A 16,738-nucleotide genomic window follows, 5' to 3' on the forward strand; every position below is an offset into this window, starting at 1 on the left:
GAAGCGGCCTTGCCTTCGCCCGGCCTAAGCCCGCCATATCATCAAAAATCGAGGCAGTCAGGGCCTGTTATCGCCGCGGCAAGCGTGGGCCAGTTCTGCAGAGGGCCCATGTCCCGCAACAGCCGTTGCACGCCACGCCGCACCAGCATAGCGCGTTCCCGACTGGCGGCTATCAGGGCGGATGCATACGAAACCTTGTAAATGACCAAGCCGTATACGAAACGACGACTCGTAAGCGTTAGGCGGAATTTGGTTCCGAAATTGGTAACATCCCTACGGCTGGGTAGCTCCTAGAGCCATTTGATGGCTCCCAGGATCAGCACGACAATAACTGCCATCACTAATTCCAGACCAGGCCTGACCTGCGCACGAAGTTGCGGTGAAAACCGGCATGCCAGCAGGACGCCAAGCCCACCACCGAGCGGCGTTAGAACCTTGTCGATAAACTCAACGGCATTCATGTCTTGACCCCCAAACCCAAGCGCGAGACTAGCAGAGCCAAGGTCGTGAGCAAATGGGTTTGTCAACCATACAATCACCTTTCGCAGGGCGACTATATACTTTACAACGCGCCCTGCGGATTGATCCCCGCTATGCTTGAGATAAGCTACCGGGAGGCAAAGCATATGAAGCGTAGAACCGCACTCACCGCGCTGCTCGTATCGTTGGGCACGATAGGCCTAATCTTGCTGGGGATTGGCCTTCTTGCTAGCGCGGGAATCGTAGCTGAGAAGGGTACTTGGCCGCATATTGTAGGTGGCTTCACTGCGGTATTGATGATGCCGATAGCTTTTGTGGCGTTTCTGTCCTGTATGTTTTCAGTTCTGACCACCCTTCTTTTTGCGGCTCTGCGGCGAGAGAAGCTGATCCCCTATCTCAGAGCGTGGCCATTCAAGTTTTTGCTCTGGAAGGAAGTCAGAGAAGAGTTTGAACCTACCTCAAGCTAGGTCTGCTTCTTACTCGTTCGGTCTGAAGGTGGCGGTCGCTTTCGGATTTTGACCCCAGCATATGCGCGCCTCATCAGACGATTATTCGGTTGCCAAACCTGGGTGACGGCTTGGTCCGAGCGTCTTCCGCGATCGCACCATATTCGTCTGGGTGCAGTCTGGTATTGATCCACAGCGGCCCTATGTCGTGCCGATCGACTTCCGTTCTTAGCTATAAATCGGCCGGACTAAAGTCTTACGTCGTGAGCGCGAAGGTCTGATGTAACCGCTTTGGTTCCGTTCTTGTCCATTGGACGTTCCGTAATTTTAGCCAAATGAGATATAGACCTTTGGAGGTTTTTCTTGCGCGTCCGGCGCCCAGTCTATCCCGGCGCCCGTGCTTCAAACCGTGGCCCGCCTGTCTGCGGCCTGCGCAGCCCCCGCAATGTCATCCAAAATCGGGCAATCCGGCCGGTCGTCACCATGGCAGGCCTGGATCAGCGTCTGCAAGGTCGTGCGCATCGACTGCAGCTCGCGCACTTTTTCCTCGATGGCGCTGACATGGGCGGCGGCGATCTCGCGCACATCGTGGCTGGCGCGGCTGCGGTCCCGGTAGAGCGCCATCAGCTGGCGGCAATCGTCGATTGAAAAGCCGAGGTTGCGGGCACGGCGCAGGAAGGCCAGCCGATGGATGTCGTCGCTGGAATAATCGCGATAGCCATTGCCGGCGCGCGCCGGCGCGATCAGGCCGATCTCTTCATAGTAGCGGATGGTCTTGGCCGGCAGGCCGGACCGCGCCGCGGCATCGCCTACATTCATTGTGATTCCTCGATGTGGTTCCCTGTTTCTAGGCTATCCGACAGGGCCGCCCATTGTTTTTCCTTCACAATCCCGTGAGTCCTGTTGCCGAAATGCCATAGTTGACGGCTTACCGGCACGTAAGCTCCTGCATATAGGCATCGCGCGCTTGGCAAGCAAAGCAAATGCCAGCATGAATGATTTCAGGAAAAGCGGCCGTAACGTGTCGCGACATCTTGGCGGGGCATCGGACCATTTCATGCGCATGAAGTCATTTGCAATCGTCGCCGCACTTGCGTTGTCGGCCGCGATCTCGGGTTGCAGCACGATCGGCTCGCAACTGTTCACCAACAACTACGGTTCGGTGAACGATGCAGGCTACCAACTGCCGCGCATCCCGATCGAGAGGGTGCCGCTGAAGTACCACCGGCAAGAGGTGAACTACGACACCTCGGAAAAGCCGGGCACCATCGTCGTCGATACCCAGAACAAGTTTCTCTACTTCGTCGAAGGCGACGGCCGGGCGATCCGCTACGGCATCGGCGTCGGCCGCGAAGGCTTTGAATGGCACGGCACCGCCCATATCGCGCTGAAGCGCGAATGGCCGACCTGGACGCCGCCGCGGCAGATGATCCAGCGCCAGCCGGAGCTAGCGAAGTTCGCGAGCGGCATGGAGCCGGGCTTGAAGAACCCGCTCGGCGCGCGCGCCATGTATCTGTTCAACAAGGGCGGCGACATGGGCTACCGCCTGCACGGCAGTCCGGAATGGAATTCGATCGGCAAAGCGATGTCGTCAGGCTGCATCCGGCTGATGAACCAGGACATCATCGACCTCTACGACCGCACTTCGGTCGGTGCCAAGGTCATCGTGATGTAGGACCTTGATCCGGAACCGAGGTCCACGAAAGCGAAAAGTGGAACCGGTTTTCGGGAAGATCAAGGTCAAGATAGGCGTTACCCTTCGTACGCGGACCGTCTAGGCAACAACGGACGTCCAAAACAGAAAACCGGGCAATCTGGCCCGGTTTTTTGTTGCTCGCTCGAATGCGTGAAGGGGTCTTAGGAGACCTGCTCGACCTGCTGTACTTCCGGCACGAAGTGGCGGAGCAGGTTCTGGATGCCGTGCTTCAGCGTCGCCGTCGAGGACGGGCAGCCGGCGCAGGCGCCCTTCATGTGCAGGAACACGGTGCCGTTCTCGAAGCCGCGGAAGGTGATGTCGCCGCCATCCTGGGCAACCGCCGGGCGCACCCTGGTGTCGAGCAATTCCTTGATGGTGATGACCAGTTGCTCATCGGCCTTGTCGTAGAATTCGCCGGTCTGGCTGGTCTCGGCAGCGGGGCCGGCGTTGACCATGACGGGCGCGCCCGACATGAAATGCTCCATGATGGCGCCGAGGATGGCCGGCTTCAGGTGCTGCCAGTCCGGGCCGTCCTTGGTCACGGTGATGAAGTCATAGCCGAAGAAGACGCCGGTCACGCCGGGGATCTCGAACAGGCGGCCGGCCAGCGGCGAGGCGCTGGCTGCACTGTCGGCGTCGCGGAAATCGGCGGTGCCTTCGACAAGCACTTCCTTGCCGGGCAGGAACTTCAGCGTTGCCGGGTTCGGCGTCGATTCGGTCTGGATGAACATGGCCGTCTCCGTGCCCCAGTCGGGCAGCTAGTTTGGAATAGTTCTAAATAGGCTCAATCGGCTGGACATTCAAGCGAAACGCGTCGCTCAAAACGGCTGGCTGGCGGAATGTTTTTGCTGGCTGGGAATGAATCCCGCGCGGGCTGTAAATCCAGGATCGTGATGTTATCCGAAACCGCTTCACACTTCCGGCATCACTCTCTATGCGAGGCTGTCGATCTCCTCGTCAGACAGGTTCTGCGGCACCACTGTGACCGGAATAGGGAAGGCGGCGCCCTTGCCGGCAACAGCCCCGACCAGCGGCCCGGGTCCTTCCTTGCCGGCACCTGCCGCCAGCACCAGGATGGCGATGTCCTGGTCTTCCTCGATCAGCTTGTGGATCTCCTCGGTCGGCTTGCCTTCGCGCACCACCATCTCGGGCTCGATGCCGAGCTTCTGGCGCACCTTGTTGGCGTAGCCGTCGAGTGCCGCGCGTGCCGTGGCATTGGCTTCCTCGCGCATGATCTTCTCGACGCCCAGCCAGTGCTGAAAGTCGTCCGGTGTGATGATGTAGAGCAGCACCAGCGTGCCGCTGGTGCTCTGCGCCCGCTTGGAGGCGTAGGCGACGGCGCGCTCGCACTCCGGCGTGTCGTCGATGATCGTCAGGAATTTCCTGCGATGGCCGGCTTCGCGACTGAGGCGTTTGGAGACCATGTCTATCTACTCGATGTTTTCGGCCGCAATCTGCCACCGCGGCAGACCGGCGGCAAGCCGCCGGCCTTGGGCCAGAATGGTGCGGTGCACTGACGGTGATCAGCCCTGCAACAGGCCTATAATGTCGCGTACCGTCTTCATGGTGGTCTCAGCCAGCGCGCCGGCGCGTTCGCCGCCGTCTCTCAGCACCGCGTCGACATAGGCGCGGTCGCCCTCGATACGGCGCATCTCGCCGGCGATCGGCGCCAGTTTTTCCACGGCAAGGTCGGCGAGCGCCGGCTTGAACACGGAAAACTGCTGGCCGCCGAATTCCTTCAGCACGTCCGCCTTCGACATCTCGGCCAGCCCTGCATAGATGCCGACCAGGTTTTCCGCTTCCGGGCGGCTTTCCAGGCCGTCGACTTCGCTTGGCAACGCTTCCGGGTCGGTCTTGGCCTTGCGGATCTTCTTCGAGATGGTATCGGCATCGTCGGTCAAATTGATGCGGGACAGATCCGACGGGTCCGACTTCGACATCTTCTTGGAGCCGTCGCGCAGGCTCATGATGCGCGCCGCCGGCCCGCCGATCACCGGTTCGGTTATCGGGAAGAACCCGTTTACCGTCTCTTCGCCGACCTGCATCTCGACGCCGACGCCAAGACTGGCGATGCGGCTCGAAAAATCATTATTGAACTTTTGCGCGATGTCGCGGGTCAGCTCCAGATGCTGCTTTTGGTCCTCGCCCACCGGCACATGGGTCGCGCGGTAGAGCAGGATGTCGGCCGCCATCAGCGAGGGATAGGCAAGCAGGCCCAGCGAGGCGTTCTCGCGGTCCTTGCCGGCCTTGTCCTTGAACTGCGTCATCTTGTTCATCCAGCCGATGCGCGCCACGCAATTGAAGATCCAGGCAAGCTCGGCATGCTGCATCACCCGCGACTGGTTGAAGACGATGTGCTTCTTCGGGTCGATGCCCGAGGCGAGGAAGGCGGCGGTGATCGAGCGGGTCTGGTCTGCGAGGTCATCATGGACGAGTTGTGCCGTCAGCGAATGCAGGTCGACGACGCAATAGATGCAGTCTGACGTGTCCTGAAGCGCAACGAATTTCTTGATGGCGCCGAGATAGTTGCCGAGATGCAGATTGCCGGTCGGCTGTACCCCGGAAAAGACGAGCTGTTTGAAGGCGGTCATGGGTTCCTCATGGCTTGTGGAGGGCCGTATTAAGCGTGTTTCCGAAAAGTTGCAGACCTTTCGGAGCCAATCACGCGGCTGGAAACCACGCGCGGCGAAAGTCTTGCGACGGCGCGCTTATGGACGAAGGGGCGGAGAGGATCAAGACCGGTGTTGCTGTTAGCTCGCCCGGACTATTCGTCCAGATCGGCGTTTGGCGCTGGCGCCGCTGCCTTGCCCGAGCCGCGTTTCACATTGCGCCGGATCATTCCGAAATCGGCGCCGCCGGTGGCGAAAGCCGTGACGAAGTAGAGCAGCGCCCCGCCGGCCACCAATGAGAGAAGCGTCACGGCCTTGATCACCAGTGGCGAGCCGGGGCCGAGCCTGACGGCCAGCCAGTGCTCGGCGAAATAGAGCGCCACCGCCATCACCGCAGCCGACAGCACCAGGCGCGGAATGCGCTTCAGCAGCGGCGCGTCGCGGCCCCAATGGCCGCGTCGGATCAGCACGGCAAGCAGCATCACAGCGTTGACCCAGCCGGCCACGGCCGAGGCCACCGCAATGCCGGGCGCGCCCATGCTCGGGAACAGCGTCAGTGCCGTGATCACGTTCACGCCGACCGAAATGGCGGCGAACATCATCGGCGTGCGCGTATCCTCGCGGGCGAAATAGCCGGGAGTGAAGGCCTTGATCAGCACGAAGGCCGGCAGGCCGAGGCCAAAGATCGCCAGGATTGCGGCCACTGTCGGCGTCGAGCCGTTGGCGGCGAAGGCGCCGCGCTCATAGACCAGCCGCACGATCGGCTCCGCCATCACCCACAGTGCCGCCGCCGCCGGCAAGGTCATGAACAGGGTGAACTCGACCGAGCGGTTCTGCAGATTGGCCGCCTCGACCAGATTGCCCGATTTCAGCGCCCGCGACAGCTCCGGCAACAGCACGATGGCCACCGCGACGCCGACGACGCCGAGCGGCAGCTGGTAGATGCGGTCGGCGTAAGCAAGCGAGGACACGGCGCTGTCCTGCGCCGACGCGATCGCCGTGCCGATCAGCTGGTTGATCTGGGTGATGCCGCCGGTGATCGCCGCCGGCAGCGCCAGGATCAGCAGGCGCTTGACGTTGGGCGTCATCTTCGGCCGGCGAAAGCCGATGGCGATGCCGGCATTGCGCACCGCCACCCAGACGATGGCAAGCTGCACCAGCCCCGCCGCCAGCACGCCCCAGGACAGGCTGAAACCGACCTCACGGGCATCCATGCCGTGGTACCAGGCGTAGCCGAGCACGCTGATCAGGATGATGTTGAGGAAAGCCGGCGCCACGGCAGCCGCGAAATAGCGGCGCAGCGAATTCAGCATGCCGGCCATCATCGCTGCGAGCGACATGCAGATGAGATACGGGAACATGATCGTCGCCAGCAGGACGGTCGTCTCGAATTTGCCCGGCGTGTCGGCAAAGCCCGGCGCCACGAGATAGCGCACGATCAGCGGCATCGCCAATTCCATGACGATGGTCAGCGCCAGAAGTGCGGTGAACAGGACGCCGAACACTTCCTCCGAAAAGCGCTTGGCGCCGTCGGTGCCGTGGGTCTCGATCTCCTTGGCAAACAGCGGCACGAAGGCGGCGTTGAAAGCGCCTTCGGCAAACAGCCGGCGAAACGTGTTTGGAAACTGGAAGGCGGCGTTGAAGGCGTCCGCCACCGGCCCGGTGCCGAGTGCGGCAGCCATCAGCATCTCGCGGCCAAAGCCAAGGGCGCGGCTCATCAGCGTGCCGGACGCAACCGTGGCGAATTTCTTGACGAGGCTCATGCGCGGGGAGATTGCCTGGATGGTTGGGACAAAGGGGATGATTGGGACAAAGGGGGTGATTGGGACAAAGTGATGGTCACTCGGCCGCCGCCTTGGCCTTGCCGCCGCGCTCTGGGACAACGCCTTCAAGCGCCGCGATCAGCCTGGCGTGGATGGTGGCGGTGCGTGCCGGGTTGTCGATCTTCTGCCCCGTAAGGTCGGTGACATAGAAAGTGTCGATCACCTTCTCGCCGAAGGTGGTGATGTGAGCCGAGGCGATGTCGAGCGAGAGATCGGACAACGCACTGGTGATTTCCGACAACAGCCCAGGCCGGTCCAGTCCCTCGACCTCGATCACCGAAAACCGGTTCGACAGCGTGTTGCGGATTTCGGCGCGCGGCGGAATCTTGAACACCTTGGCGCCGCGCCGCGGCCGGGTGCGCTTCTCGATCATCTCCGGCAGCCAGCTCTTGCCCGACAGCACGTCCTCGATCAGCCGGCCGACGCGCTCGGCGCGACGGCGCTCATCCTCATCGCGGTCGAATTCCCGTGAGATCAGGATGATGTCCAGCGCGCGGCCGTCGGACGTGGTGAAGATCTGCGCGTCGACGATGTTGCCGCCGGCGCCGGCACAGGCGCCGGCAATAACCGAAAGCAGGCGCGGATGGTCCTGCGCCAGCACGGTGATCTCGGTCACCGCCTCGAATTGGTGAGTCCTGACCACGGTGGCGAGCTTCTTGCCTGCCGCGTCGGCTTCGCGAATGAATTCGGCATGGCGCAGCTGATCGGGGAGGTCGACCGTCAGCAGATAGTTCTCGTAATGCAGGCCGACATAGCGCTTGCGGGCCTTGTCCGGCCAATCGGCCAGCGCCTCGGCCAGCCGCTCGCGCGCCGCCGCCGTCCGCTTGGCGCGCGACACTTCCGAGAAGCCGCCGGTCAAAAGCAGTTCGGTCTCGTAGTAGAGCGTGCGCAGGAGCTGGCCCTTCCAGCCGTTCCACACGCCCGGCCCGACACCCCTGATGTCGCAGACGGTCAGGATCAACAGCATTTTTAGCCGCTCAACCGATTGCACGATCGAGGCGAAATCCTCGATCGTCTTGCGGTCGTTGAGGTCGCGCGTCTGCGCCGTCATCGACATCACCAGATGGTTCTCGACCAGCCAGGCGACTGTCTCGGTGTCGGCCGCCGACAGCCCCATATGCGGGCAGATGCGGCGCGCGATCCGGGCGCCGGCCTCTGAGTGATCCTCCGGCCGGCCCTTGGCGATGTCGTGCAGCAGCACCGCGACATAGAGCGCCTCGCGGCTCTTCTCTAGCCCCGGCATCAGCGTGTGCGAGAGCGGATGCACCTTTTCGCCGTCGCCGCGCTCGATCTCGGCCAAGACGCCGATGCAGCGGATCAGGTGCTCGTCCACCGTATAGTGGTGGTACATCGAGAACTGCATCATGGCGACTATTCTGCCGAAATCGGGGATCAGCCTGCCGAGCAGGCCGGCCTCGTTCATGCGCCGCAAATTAAGCTCGGCATTGCGGTCCGAGGTCAGGATGTCGAGGAACAGCCGGTTGGCCTCCTCGTCGCGCCGCAGCGACTTGTTGACCAGACCGAGCGAGCGGGTGAGCAGCTTCAGCGCATCGGGATGGAACTCCAGCCCGTGCTTGTCGGCGAACCAGAACAGCCTGAGCAGATTGACCGGGTCGCGCTCGAACACGCTGTCGTCGGCGACGTTGATGCGGTGATTGTCGACAATGAAGTCCGACGTGCCTGCCAGCTTGCGCTTGCGGCGCTGGAAGGTGAGGAAGATGCGGTTGAAGCCGGGCACATGCTTGGCCTGCTCTTCCTCGAGCGCGGCGCAGAAGATGCGGGTGAGGTCGCCGACATCCTTGGCGACGAGGAAGTAATGCTTCATGAAGCGCTCGACCGCCGACAGACCGGGATGGGTGGTGTAGCCCAGCCGTTCGGCGATCTCGCGCTGGATATCGAAATGCAGCCGTTCCTCTGGCTTGCCGGTGAGGAAATGCATGTGGCAGCGCACCGCCCACAGGAAGTCTTCGGCCTTCTGGAATTCGCGGTACTCGGCCTCGGTGAAGACACCTTTCTCGACCAATTCCTCGCCGGTGCGCACGCGATAGAAGTATTTGGCGATCCAGAACAGCGTCTGCAAATCGCGCAGGCCGCCCTTGCCGTCCTTGACGTTGGGCTCGACCAGATAGCGGCTTTCGCCGGCCTTGGCATGGCGATCGTCGCGTTCGGCGAGCTTGGCCTGCACATATTCCGGTCCGGTGGTGCGCACCACTTCATGGTCGAAGCGAGCGAGCAATTCGTCGAAGAGCTTCTGTTCGCCCCACAGGAACCGCGCTTCCAGGATCGTGGTGCGGATGGTGATATCGCTGCGCGACAGCCTGAGACACTCGTCGATGTTGCGGGTGGCGTGGCCAACCTTCAACCCGAGGTCCCACAGCATATAGAGCATATATTCGACGATCTGTTCGCCCCACGGCGTCTGCTTGTAGGGCAGCAGGAACAACAGGTCGATGTCGGAGCCCGGCGCCAGCGTGCCGCGGCCATAGCCGCCGACGGCGACGACCGCCATGCGCTCTGCGGTCGAGGGGCTTTTCACCCGGTAGACGTGGGTCGCGGCGAACTCGTAGAGGGCGCGGATGATCTCGTCCATCAGATGCGACAGCCGGGCGGCGCAGGCCGTGCCGCTGCCATCGTCCATCAGCATGCGCTCGGCAACCTTGCGGCCCTCGGTCAGCCGATCCTTCAGCAGCCGGAGCGCACCGACGCGCGCGCCGGGCTCGATGCCGCTGGCCGCCGAGATCAGCGCCGTCATGTCGCGGCGCAAAGCCTCGCTGTCGATCAGCGCGTCGAGCTTGAGGGAGATTTTTGCCATGGATTGCCGGTGGGCCTCGCCTTTGCGCGGCGTCTATAGCGCGTTTTCACGGCGCTGTGTATGGGGCGGACGGACGCGTCGGCCGCGATACCAGAAAGGGATGATCATCTCGCGCCGGAGCCGGAAGAGATCGGCGATCTGCCGCGTCAACCGCCTGGTCTCGATCCTTACCTTGGCGGTGATTGGCCTGGGGCGCCGTTTACCTATCCCGCTTGCCACCCATTCCTCTGTTCGCTCCTGCTTGAGCAGGCTTGGCAATCTCACCGGACTGTCGCCGAGGAATTGTGCCTGCAGGCACAATGCTGGGACGAGTTGGTAAATGACCTTGTCGGACGAGGTAGCAAAACGCGGATTGAAGATGAGGTGATCGACGGGAATGCTGATCTCATTCGTTGCGGCAAGAAGGTCCCGCGCGGCCTGTCTGGACAGGATGTATCCCGCCGTACCGATATGGAGCCCGTGCAGTCTGCTCGCAGAAAAACCGTGGCCGCAGGCAACTTGCTTGCGTGAAATTACGGTCCGGTTGAAGAACGTTTCCAACTTGACGATGTCCGCATCGGCGGGAATCCAGCCCGCATCGGCAAGCAAAGCGCCGGCTTTGTCCGGGAAAACGACATCGTCCTCGAAAATCGCCGCGTAAGCATCCTCACCTGCAGCGATCGTCGACCAACACTGTTGGTGGCTGAGCAGGCAGGCAATCTCGGCGTCGGCCAGGCGCAAATGCTTCTTGCCCTGCGGCATTTCGGCCAGATCCGGCCGATCTCGCGCATCGATGGCGGCGACCCGCTCGAAGGCGATGCCGATGCGCGCGAACTCCGCCGTTACATGGGCGAGGCGATCGCGGGACCGATCGAGATTGATAATCAGGCATTTCATTTGGGTGGGATCGATGCAGTGGGACGCGCGTCCATAGCATGGGAACAAAGTTGCGTAAGCGATTTTCCCTCGATGTGCGCGATGACGGCCACGATCGAAAAGTGGAAATCGCCCCTTGACCTTCCAGTTACTGGAAGCACTACCTCCTCACCCAGACAGATATAAGGCACTTTTCGATGGCGCATTCCGAGCATCACCACCACGCGCACGCGGCCGATGGCAACTGCTGTACGGCAAAGGCTGCTGAGCCGGCCGCCGAAGCAGTGGTGCGCGATCCGGTCTGCGGCATGAGCGTCGATCCGGCAGCCGGTAAGCCGACGGCCGAGCATGGCGGCCGTCTCTTTCACTTCTGCAGCGAGGGTTGCCGTACGAAATTCGTCGCCGGGCCCGAAAAATACCTGACCGCCACCGACCCCGTCTGTGGCATGAGTGTCGACCGCGCTACCGCCAGGCATTTTTTCCGCCACGAAGGCCAGGGTTTCTATTTCTGCTCGGCCGGCTGCCGGGCGAAGTTCGAGGCCGAGCCGCAAAACTATCTCGGTGACAGGCCGACGCCGTCGCCAGTGCGGAAAGGCACGCAATACACCTGCCCGATGCATCCCGAAGTGATAAGAGACAAGCCCGGCTCCTGCCCGATCTGCGGCATGGCGCTTGAGCCGATGGGCGTTCCCACTGGCGATGAGGGCCCGAACCCCGAACTGGTAGACTTCACCAGACGGTTCTGGGTCAGCGCGGTGCTGTCCCTGCCGCTGCTGATCGTTGCCATGGCGCCGATGCTCGGCCTGACGTTCCAGGCGTTTGTCGACGGGCGAACGATGGTCTGGCTGGAATTGGCGCTGGCCAGCCCCGTCGTGCTGTGGGCGGCCTTCCCGTTCTTCCACCGAGGCTGGGAGTCGCTGGTCAACCGCAGCCCCAATATGTGGACGCTGATTTCGCTCGGTGTCGGCGCTGCCTATCTCTACAGCGTGGCGGCCACTCTGTTCCCGGACATTTTTCCACACCAGTTCCGCGGTCATGGCGGCACAGTGCCGGTCTATTTCGAGGCAGCCGCCGTCATCGTCGCGCTGGTATTCCTCGGTCAGGTGCTCGAATTGCGGGCGCGCGAAAAGACCGGCTCGGCCATCCGTGCGCTGCTCGACCTGGCGCCGAAGACGGCACGGCTGATCGGGGAGGACGGCTCCGACACCGACGTGCCGCTCGTTGCGGTCAAGGCCGGCGACCACCTACGCCTCCGTCCGGGCGACGCCGTGCCGGTCGACGGCACTGTAACGGAAGGCCGTTCCTCCATCGACGAATCGATGATCTCGGGCGAGCCGCTGCCGGTCGAAAAAACGAAAGGCGATGCCTTGACCGGCGGCACGCTCAACAAGAACGGTTCGCTGATCATGCGCGCCGAAAAGGTCGGCTCCGAAACGACGCTTTCGCGCATCGTCGAGCTGGTCGCAAAGGCGCAGCGTTCGCGCGCGCCGATTCAAGGTCTGGCCGATCGCGTCTCCTTCTACTTCGTGCCGGCCGTCGTGCTGGTGGCGCTCGCGGCCTTTGCCGCCTGGGCGATCTTCGGTCCCGAACCCAGCTTGATCTTTGCCATCGTCTCGGCGGTCTCGGTGCTGATCATCGCCTGCCCCTGCGCGCTCGGCCTGGCGACGCCGATGTCGATCATGACCGCCACCGGGCGCGGGGCGCACGCGGGCGTGCTGATCAAGGACGCGGCCGCGCTCGAGCGCTTCGCTTCGGTCGACACGTTGATCGTCGACAAGACCGGCACCTTGACCGAAGGCAAGCCTCGCTTGACCGATGTCGTCGCTGCCGAAGGCCTGTCTGAGAATGAATTGCTGGCGCTCGCCGCCGGCCTGGAAAAAGGCTCGGAGCATCCGCTGGCCGAGGCCATTGTCGGCGGCGCCGGCGAACGCGGCCTGACGCTCGTTGAGGCCGGCGGCTTCGACGCCGTCACCGGCAAGGGCGTATCCGGCACGGTGTCTGGCAGGAAGGTTTCGCTCGGCAACGCCGCCATGATGGCCGATGTCGGCATCGACACCGCTTCCCTGTCGGCCAGGGCCGAGGCGCTGCAGGCAGAAGGCAAGACGGCGATGTTCGTTGCGGTGGACAAAAAACTGGCCGGCATTGTCGCGGTCGCCGATCCGGTCAAGGCAACGACAGCCGAGGCGATCAGGGCGCTGCACGACAGAGGCTTGCGGATCATCATGGCGACCGGCGACAACGAGCGCACGGCGCGCGCCATCGCCAAAAGCCTTGGTATCGACGAGGTGCGCGCCGGCCTGCTGCCGGAACAAAAGGCAGCCCTTGTCGAGGAGTTGCGTGCGAAAGCCGGAATCGCCATGGCCGGCGACGGCGTCAACGATGCGCCGGCCCTGGCCAGCGCCGATGTCGGCATCGCCATGGGCACCGGCGCCGATGTCGCTGTCGAGAGCGCCGGCATTACGCTGGTCAAGGGCGATCTCAACGGCATCGTCAGGGCGCGAACGCTCGCGCAGGGGACGATCCGCAACATCCGCCAGAATCTGTTTTTCGCCTTCCTCTACAATGTGCTTGGCGTGCCGGTTGCTGCCGGCGTGCTATATCCGCTCACCGGCACGCTTTTGTCGCCGATGCTGGCGGCGGCGGCCATGAGCCTGTCTTCGGTTTCGGTGATCGCCAACGCATTGCGGCTGCGGACGTTGAAACTCTGAGCAAAGCCCCCAGATACGAATTTCAATCAACAGGAGATCATGGATGACCTTGGCTAAGAAAATCGTGCTTTTGATGATGGCGGCGGGAATGCTGCTTGCCGTTTTCCTCGAAAGCGTCCCGGCGCAATCCGAAGAGATGAAACACGACATGGGCGCGATGGGCGCGCAAGGTCCTTCGACCGACGGCTACAAGGCGGCGATGGACAAGATGCACACCGACATGATGATCGAATATTCCGGCAATGCCGATGTCGATTTCGTGCGCGGCATGATCCCGCATCATCGGGGCGCGATCGACATGGCCAAGGTGGAACTCGCCAATGGCAAGGATCCCGAAATCCGCAAGCTGGCCGAAGATGTCATCGCCGCGCAGGAAGCCGAGATCGCTAAGATGCAGGCCTGGCTCGCCGCCCATCCGGCGAAGTAAGGCAGCAACGGCCATGCCGGAGAGATCCATTCTGGATTTCTCTCCGTGGTTGTGATGCCATTCACATCGATTACACGGCGCCAGGAGCCCACATGCCATCGACGATAAGAGCCACCACGCTGCCTTCGGGCGAGGCCGTCCAGGTGCTGGGACAGGGCACATGGAAGATGGGCGAGGATTCCCGCCGCCGCGCCGGGGAGGTCAATGCCCTGAAGCTCGGGCTGGACCTCGGCATGACGTTGATCGACACCGCTGAAATGTATGCCAGCGGCGGCGCCGAGGAGGTGGTGGCGGAAGCCATTGCCGGGCGCCGCGACGAACTCTTTCTTGTCTCCAAGGTATTGCCGTCCAATGCCTCGCGCACCGGCGTGGCGCGGGCCTGCGAAAACAGCTTGAAGCGCCTGCGCACCGACCGCATCGATCTCTATCTCCTACATTGGCCGGGCAGTGTGCCTCTAGGCGAAACGGTCGACGCTTTCGAGGCGTTGAAGAAGGCCGGCAAGATCCGTCACTGGGGCGTCAGCAATTTCGACACCGACGAAATGGAGGAACTGACCGGTCTGTCGTCTGGCGATCATGTCCAGACCAACCAGGTACTCTACAATCTGTCGCGGCGCGGCCCCGAATTCGATCTCGTACCGTGGAGCCGGCAGCGCGGCATCCCGCTGATGGCCTATTCGCCGGTCGAGCAGGGCGCGCTGGCGCGCAATTCTAGGCTGGAAACCATCGCCGCCCGCCACAACGCCACGGCAGCACAGATCGCGCTTGCCTGGGTGATGGCGCAGCCCGGTGTCATCGCCATCCCGAAGGCCAGCAGCCAGGAGCACGTCCGCCAGAATGTCGCCGCGCACGATATCAGGCTGACGGCCGAAGACCTCGCCGAACTCGACCGCGCCTTTCCACCGCCGACGCGCAAGCGCGGGCTGGAGATGATCTAGATTGGAACGGGTTTCGACCGGGTATCATCATACGGCGTATAGAGTCGGAGCCATGACGGTCACGTCGCTGCGCGACGGTTACGTCGACATGCCAATCAGGCGGCTGCGCCAGCCCGGAGACCGGACATTCGGTGACAACCTGCCCTCGCATGTACCGCTCGTCGACGGTGCGCTCAGGCTGTCGGTCAACGCCTTCGCCATCGATGACGGCGACGACATCACGCTGATCGACACAGGGGCTTCGAACGCCTGGCACCCGACAATGGGGCACCTGCCCGAGGCGCTGCGCGAGGCGAAGATCGCCACCGACCGGATTCGGACTGTTGCTTTCACCCACACCCATCTCGACCATATACACGGGCTCATCCTTGCCGATGGTGGCGACGGCTTCCCGCAGCTCTCTCGCCTGCTTGTCCCGCGCGCTGAGCTCGGCATGTTTCGCGACGTGGCGAGGCTGGAATGCTTCCACGATCGCGCCCAGCCTCTCGATGCTGGACAGCGCGTCAGCGCTGACATCGATACGATCGGCTCCGCTGGCCATGAAGCCGGCCACACTTGCTTTCGCGTTGTGAGCGCAGGCGAAACACTGTTGATCTGGGGCGACATCGTACATGTGCCGTCGCTTCAATTCGCTCGACCCGAGATCACGTGGGAATTCGACGCAGACCAGCAGCAGGCGAGGGCAAGCCGGTTGCAAATGCTGGCGCTTGCGGCCAACAACGACTGCTACGTCGCCGGCGCGCATCTTGATTCGCCCGGCGTCGGCCGGGTTTTTCGAACCGAGACGGCTTTCCGCTTCGAGCCCTTGTAGCACTCTAGCCGAGCGCCGCCCGCGCCCCTCGCAACGCGCGCGAAAACACTGCGGTGTCGTCGAAGGCGCGCGCCAGCGTGAGCGCGCCCTGGATGGCGCCGACCGTTTCTTCGGCGAGTTCGTCCGCCCTGGCAGCGCTGTGCCCGCTTCGGGTCAGCGCTTCGGCAAGATGCGCCACCCAGCGGCCGAAATAGCTTTTGATCGCAATGGCGAAGAGGTCGCGGGATTCGTCCAGCGCGAAGGCGCCGATCAGGCACACCCGGCGTCCCGAGCGGAAATAGCTGTCGGTCGCTTCGAACATCCGATCGATACCCGTGCGAGGGTAGGCCCTGTCCTGCAACGGCACGAAGACATTCTCCTCGAACCAGCCATCTATATGGGCAATGACAGCCGCCGCCATCTCTTCCTTGCCGCCGGGGAAGAAGTGGTAAAGGCTGCCTTTGCCTAGGCCGGTCGCCGCACCGATCCGCGCCAGGCTCGCCCCTTCATAGCCGTGTTCGCGGAAAACCTCGCCGATGATGGAGAGCAAATCGGCGCGATCGGACGCGATCCTGCGCATGCGCTAGTTTTTCCGCTTGAGCATGATCTTTGCCGAAAACCGCGACACAGCTCTAGGGATCATATTCTAAAATCCGAGTTCGGACAGGCCGGGATGGTCGTCCGTCGGCGGCCGAGCGGCCAGTGATATTTGCGCTCACCCTCGGCGATCGGCAGGTCGTTGATGCTGGCGACGCGCCTACGCATCAGCCCGGCCGCGTCGAATTCCCAATTCTCATTGCCGTAGGAGCGGAACCAGTGGCCACTGTCGTCGCGCCATTCATAGGCAAAGCGCACCGCGATGCGGTTGTCGTTCCAGGTCCAGACCTCCTTGATCAGGCGATAGTCGAGCTCGCGAGCCCATTTGCGCGTGAGGAAGGAGACGATCTCATTTCTGCCCGAGACGAACTCGGCGCGGTTGCGCCAGGTGCTGTCCTGCGTATAGGCGAGCGAAACCCGTTCGGGATCGCGGCTGTTCCAGGCGTCTTCGGCAAGCCGAGCCTTCTGCGCGGCGGTCTCGGCGGTGAAGGGCGGCAGCGGCGGACGGCTCATGTCATTCTCCCATAGGCAAAGGCGATGGCGAGCATTGTACCAAT

Annotated in this window: 15 protein-coding genes and 1 pseudogene; 6 read left to right on the plus strand and 10 right to left on the minus strand. The window is 62.7% G+C overall.

From position 1 onward, the window contains the following. Positions 1–290: 290 nt before the first annotated feature. Positions 291–461, minus strand: a complete 171-nt coding sequence (locus ACYG9Z_RS17265) for a hypothetical protein (RefSeq protein ID WP_023685143.1) — start codon at positions 459–461, stop codon at positions 291–293. A gap of 165 nt (positions 462–626) precedes the next feature. On the opposite strand from ACYG9Z_RS17265, the gene ACYG9Z_RS17270 reads away from it, so the two are divergent. Continuing rightward, positions 627–947 (plus strand): hypothetical protein, encoded by a 321-nt coding sequence (locus ACYG9Z_RS17270; protein ID WP_023736191.1) that lies wholly within the window; start codon positions 627–629, stop codon positions 945–947. Between the two features lie 381 nt (positions 948–1,328). Here the strand turns inward: ACYG9Z_RS17270 and cueR are convergent, their stop codons facing one another. Then, a complete protein-coding gene (gene cueR / locus ACYG9Z_RS17275) occupies positions 1,329–1,745 on the minus strand; it encodes a Cu(I)-responsive transcriptional regulator (RefSeq protein ID WP_023672853.1) in 417 nt (138 codons plus the stop codon). 238 nt (positions 1,746–1,983) lie between these two features. Between cueR and ACYG9Z_RS17280 the strand changes: the two genes are divergently transcribed. Then, on the plus strand, positions 1,984–2,601 hold the full coding sequence (locus ACYG9Z_RS17280) for a L,D-transpeptidase (RefSeq protein ID WP_023692663.1): 618 nt from the start codon (positions 1,984–1,986) through the stop codon (positions 2,599–2,601). Positions 2,602–2,783: 182 nt separating this feature from the next. On the opposite strand, the gene ACYG9Z_RS17285 is transcribed toward ACYG9Z_RS17280, so the two are convergent. From ACYG9Z_RS17285 to ACYG9Z_RS17310, 6 genes are all read right to left on the minus strand, one after another. After that, positions 2,784–3,353 carry a NifU family protein gene (locus tag ACYG9Z_RS17285; protein ID WP_023685140.1) on the minus strand — a complete coding sequence of 190 codons (570 nt, stop codon included), beginning with the start codon at positions 3,351–3,353 and terminating at the stop codon, positions 2,784–2,786. Positions 3,354–3,554: 201 nt separating this feature from the next. Continuing rightward, positions 3,555–4,046 carry a universal stress protein gene (locus tag ACYG9Z_RS17290; RefSeq protein WP_023672856.1) on the minus strand — a complete coding sequence of 164 codons (492 nt, stop codon included), beginning with the start codon at positions 4,044–4,046 and terminating at the stop codon, positions 3,555–3,557. Between the two features lie 99 nt (positions 4,047–4,145). Next, positions 4,146–5,213 carry a tryptophan--tRNA ligase gene (trpS, locus tag ACYG9Z_RS17295; protein WP_023672858.1) on the minus strand — a complete coding sequence of 356 codons (1,068 nt, stop codon included), beginning with the start codon at positions 5,211–5,213 and terminating at the stop codon, positions 4,146–4,148. Between the two features lie 173 nt (positions 5,214–5,386). Continuing rightward, complete coding sequence (murJ, locus tag ACYG9Z_RS17300) at positions 5,387–6,994, minus strand: murein biosynthesis integral membrane protein MurJ (protein ID WP_023736190.1); 1,608 nt, start codon at positions 6,992–6,994, stop codon at positions 5,387–5,389. Between the two features lie 76 nt (positions 6,995–7,070). Then, complete coding sequence (locus ACYG9Z_RS17305; protein ID WP_023715570.1) at positions 7,071–9,866, minus strand: [protein-PII] uridylyltransferase; 2,796 nt, start codon at positions 9,864–9,866, stop codon at positions 7,071–7,073. Positions 9,867–9,899: 33 nt separating this feature from the next. Continuing rightward, positions 9,900–10,742 carry a glycosyltransferase family 25 protein gene (locus ACYG9Z_RS17310; protein ID WP_023690024.1) on the minus strand — a complete coding sequence of 281 codons (843 nt, stop codon included), beginning with the start codon at positions 10,740–10,742 and terminating at the stop codon, positions 9,900–9,902. Positions 10,743–10,918: 176 nt separating this feature from the next. Between ACYG9Z_RS17310 and ACYG9Z_RS17315 the strand changes: the two genes are divergently transcribed. From ACYG9Z_RS17315 to ACYG9Z_RS17330, 4 genes are all read left to right on the plus strand, one after another. Further along, positions 10,919–13,429 (plus strand): heavy metal translocating P-type ATPase, encoded by a 2,511-nt coding sequence (locus tag ACYG9Z_RS17315; protein WP_023752994.1) that lies wholly within the window; start codon positions 10,919–10,921, stop codon positions 13,427–13,429. A 43-nt stretch (positions 13,430–13,472) separates the two neighbouring features. Further along, positions 13,473–13,856: a CopM family metallochaperone gene (copM, locus tag ACYG9Z_RS17320; protein WP_023685134.1), complete on the plus strand. Its 384-nt coding sequence runs from the start codon at positions 13,473–13,475 to the stop codon at positions 13,854–13,856. 92 nt (positions 13,857–13,948) lie between these two features. Further along, positions 13,949–14,794 carry an aldo/keto reductase gene (locus ACYG9Z_RS17325; RefSeq protein WP_023703106.1) on the plus strand — a complete coding sequence of 282 codons (846 nt, stop codon included), beginning with the start codon at positions 13,949–13,951 and terminating at the stop codon, positions 14,792–14,794. Positions 14,795–14,846: 52 nt separating this feature from the next. After that, a complete protein-coding gene (locus ACYG9Z_RS17330) occupies positions 14,847–15,605 on the plus strand; it encodes an MBL fold metallo-hydrolase (protein ID WP_023685132.1) in 759 nt (252 codons plus the stop codon). Positions 15,606–15,609: 4 nt separating this feature from the next. Here ACYG9Z_RS17330 and ACYG9Z_RS17335 read toward each other — a convergent pair whose 3' ends face one another. Then, positions 15,610–16,164 carry a TetR/AcrR family transcriptional regulator gene (locus tag ACYG9Z_RS17335; RefSeq protein WP_023752995.1) on the minus strand — a complete coding sequence of 185 codons (555 nt, stop codon included), beginning with the start codon at positions 16,162–16,164 and terminating at the stop codon, positions 15,610–15,612. Positions 16,165–16,230: 66 nt separating this feature from the next. Further along, positions 16,231–16,694, minus strand: a pseudogene (locus tag ACYG9Z_RS17340) (nuclear transport factor 2 family protein). Between the last annotated feature and the right edge of the window lie 44 nt (positions 16,695–16,738).

Source organism: Mesorhizobium sp. RSR380A (assembly GCF_054719385.1).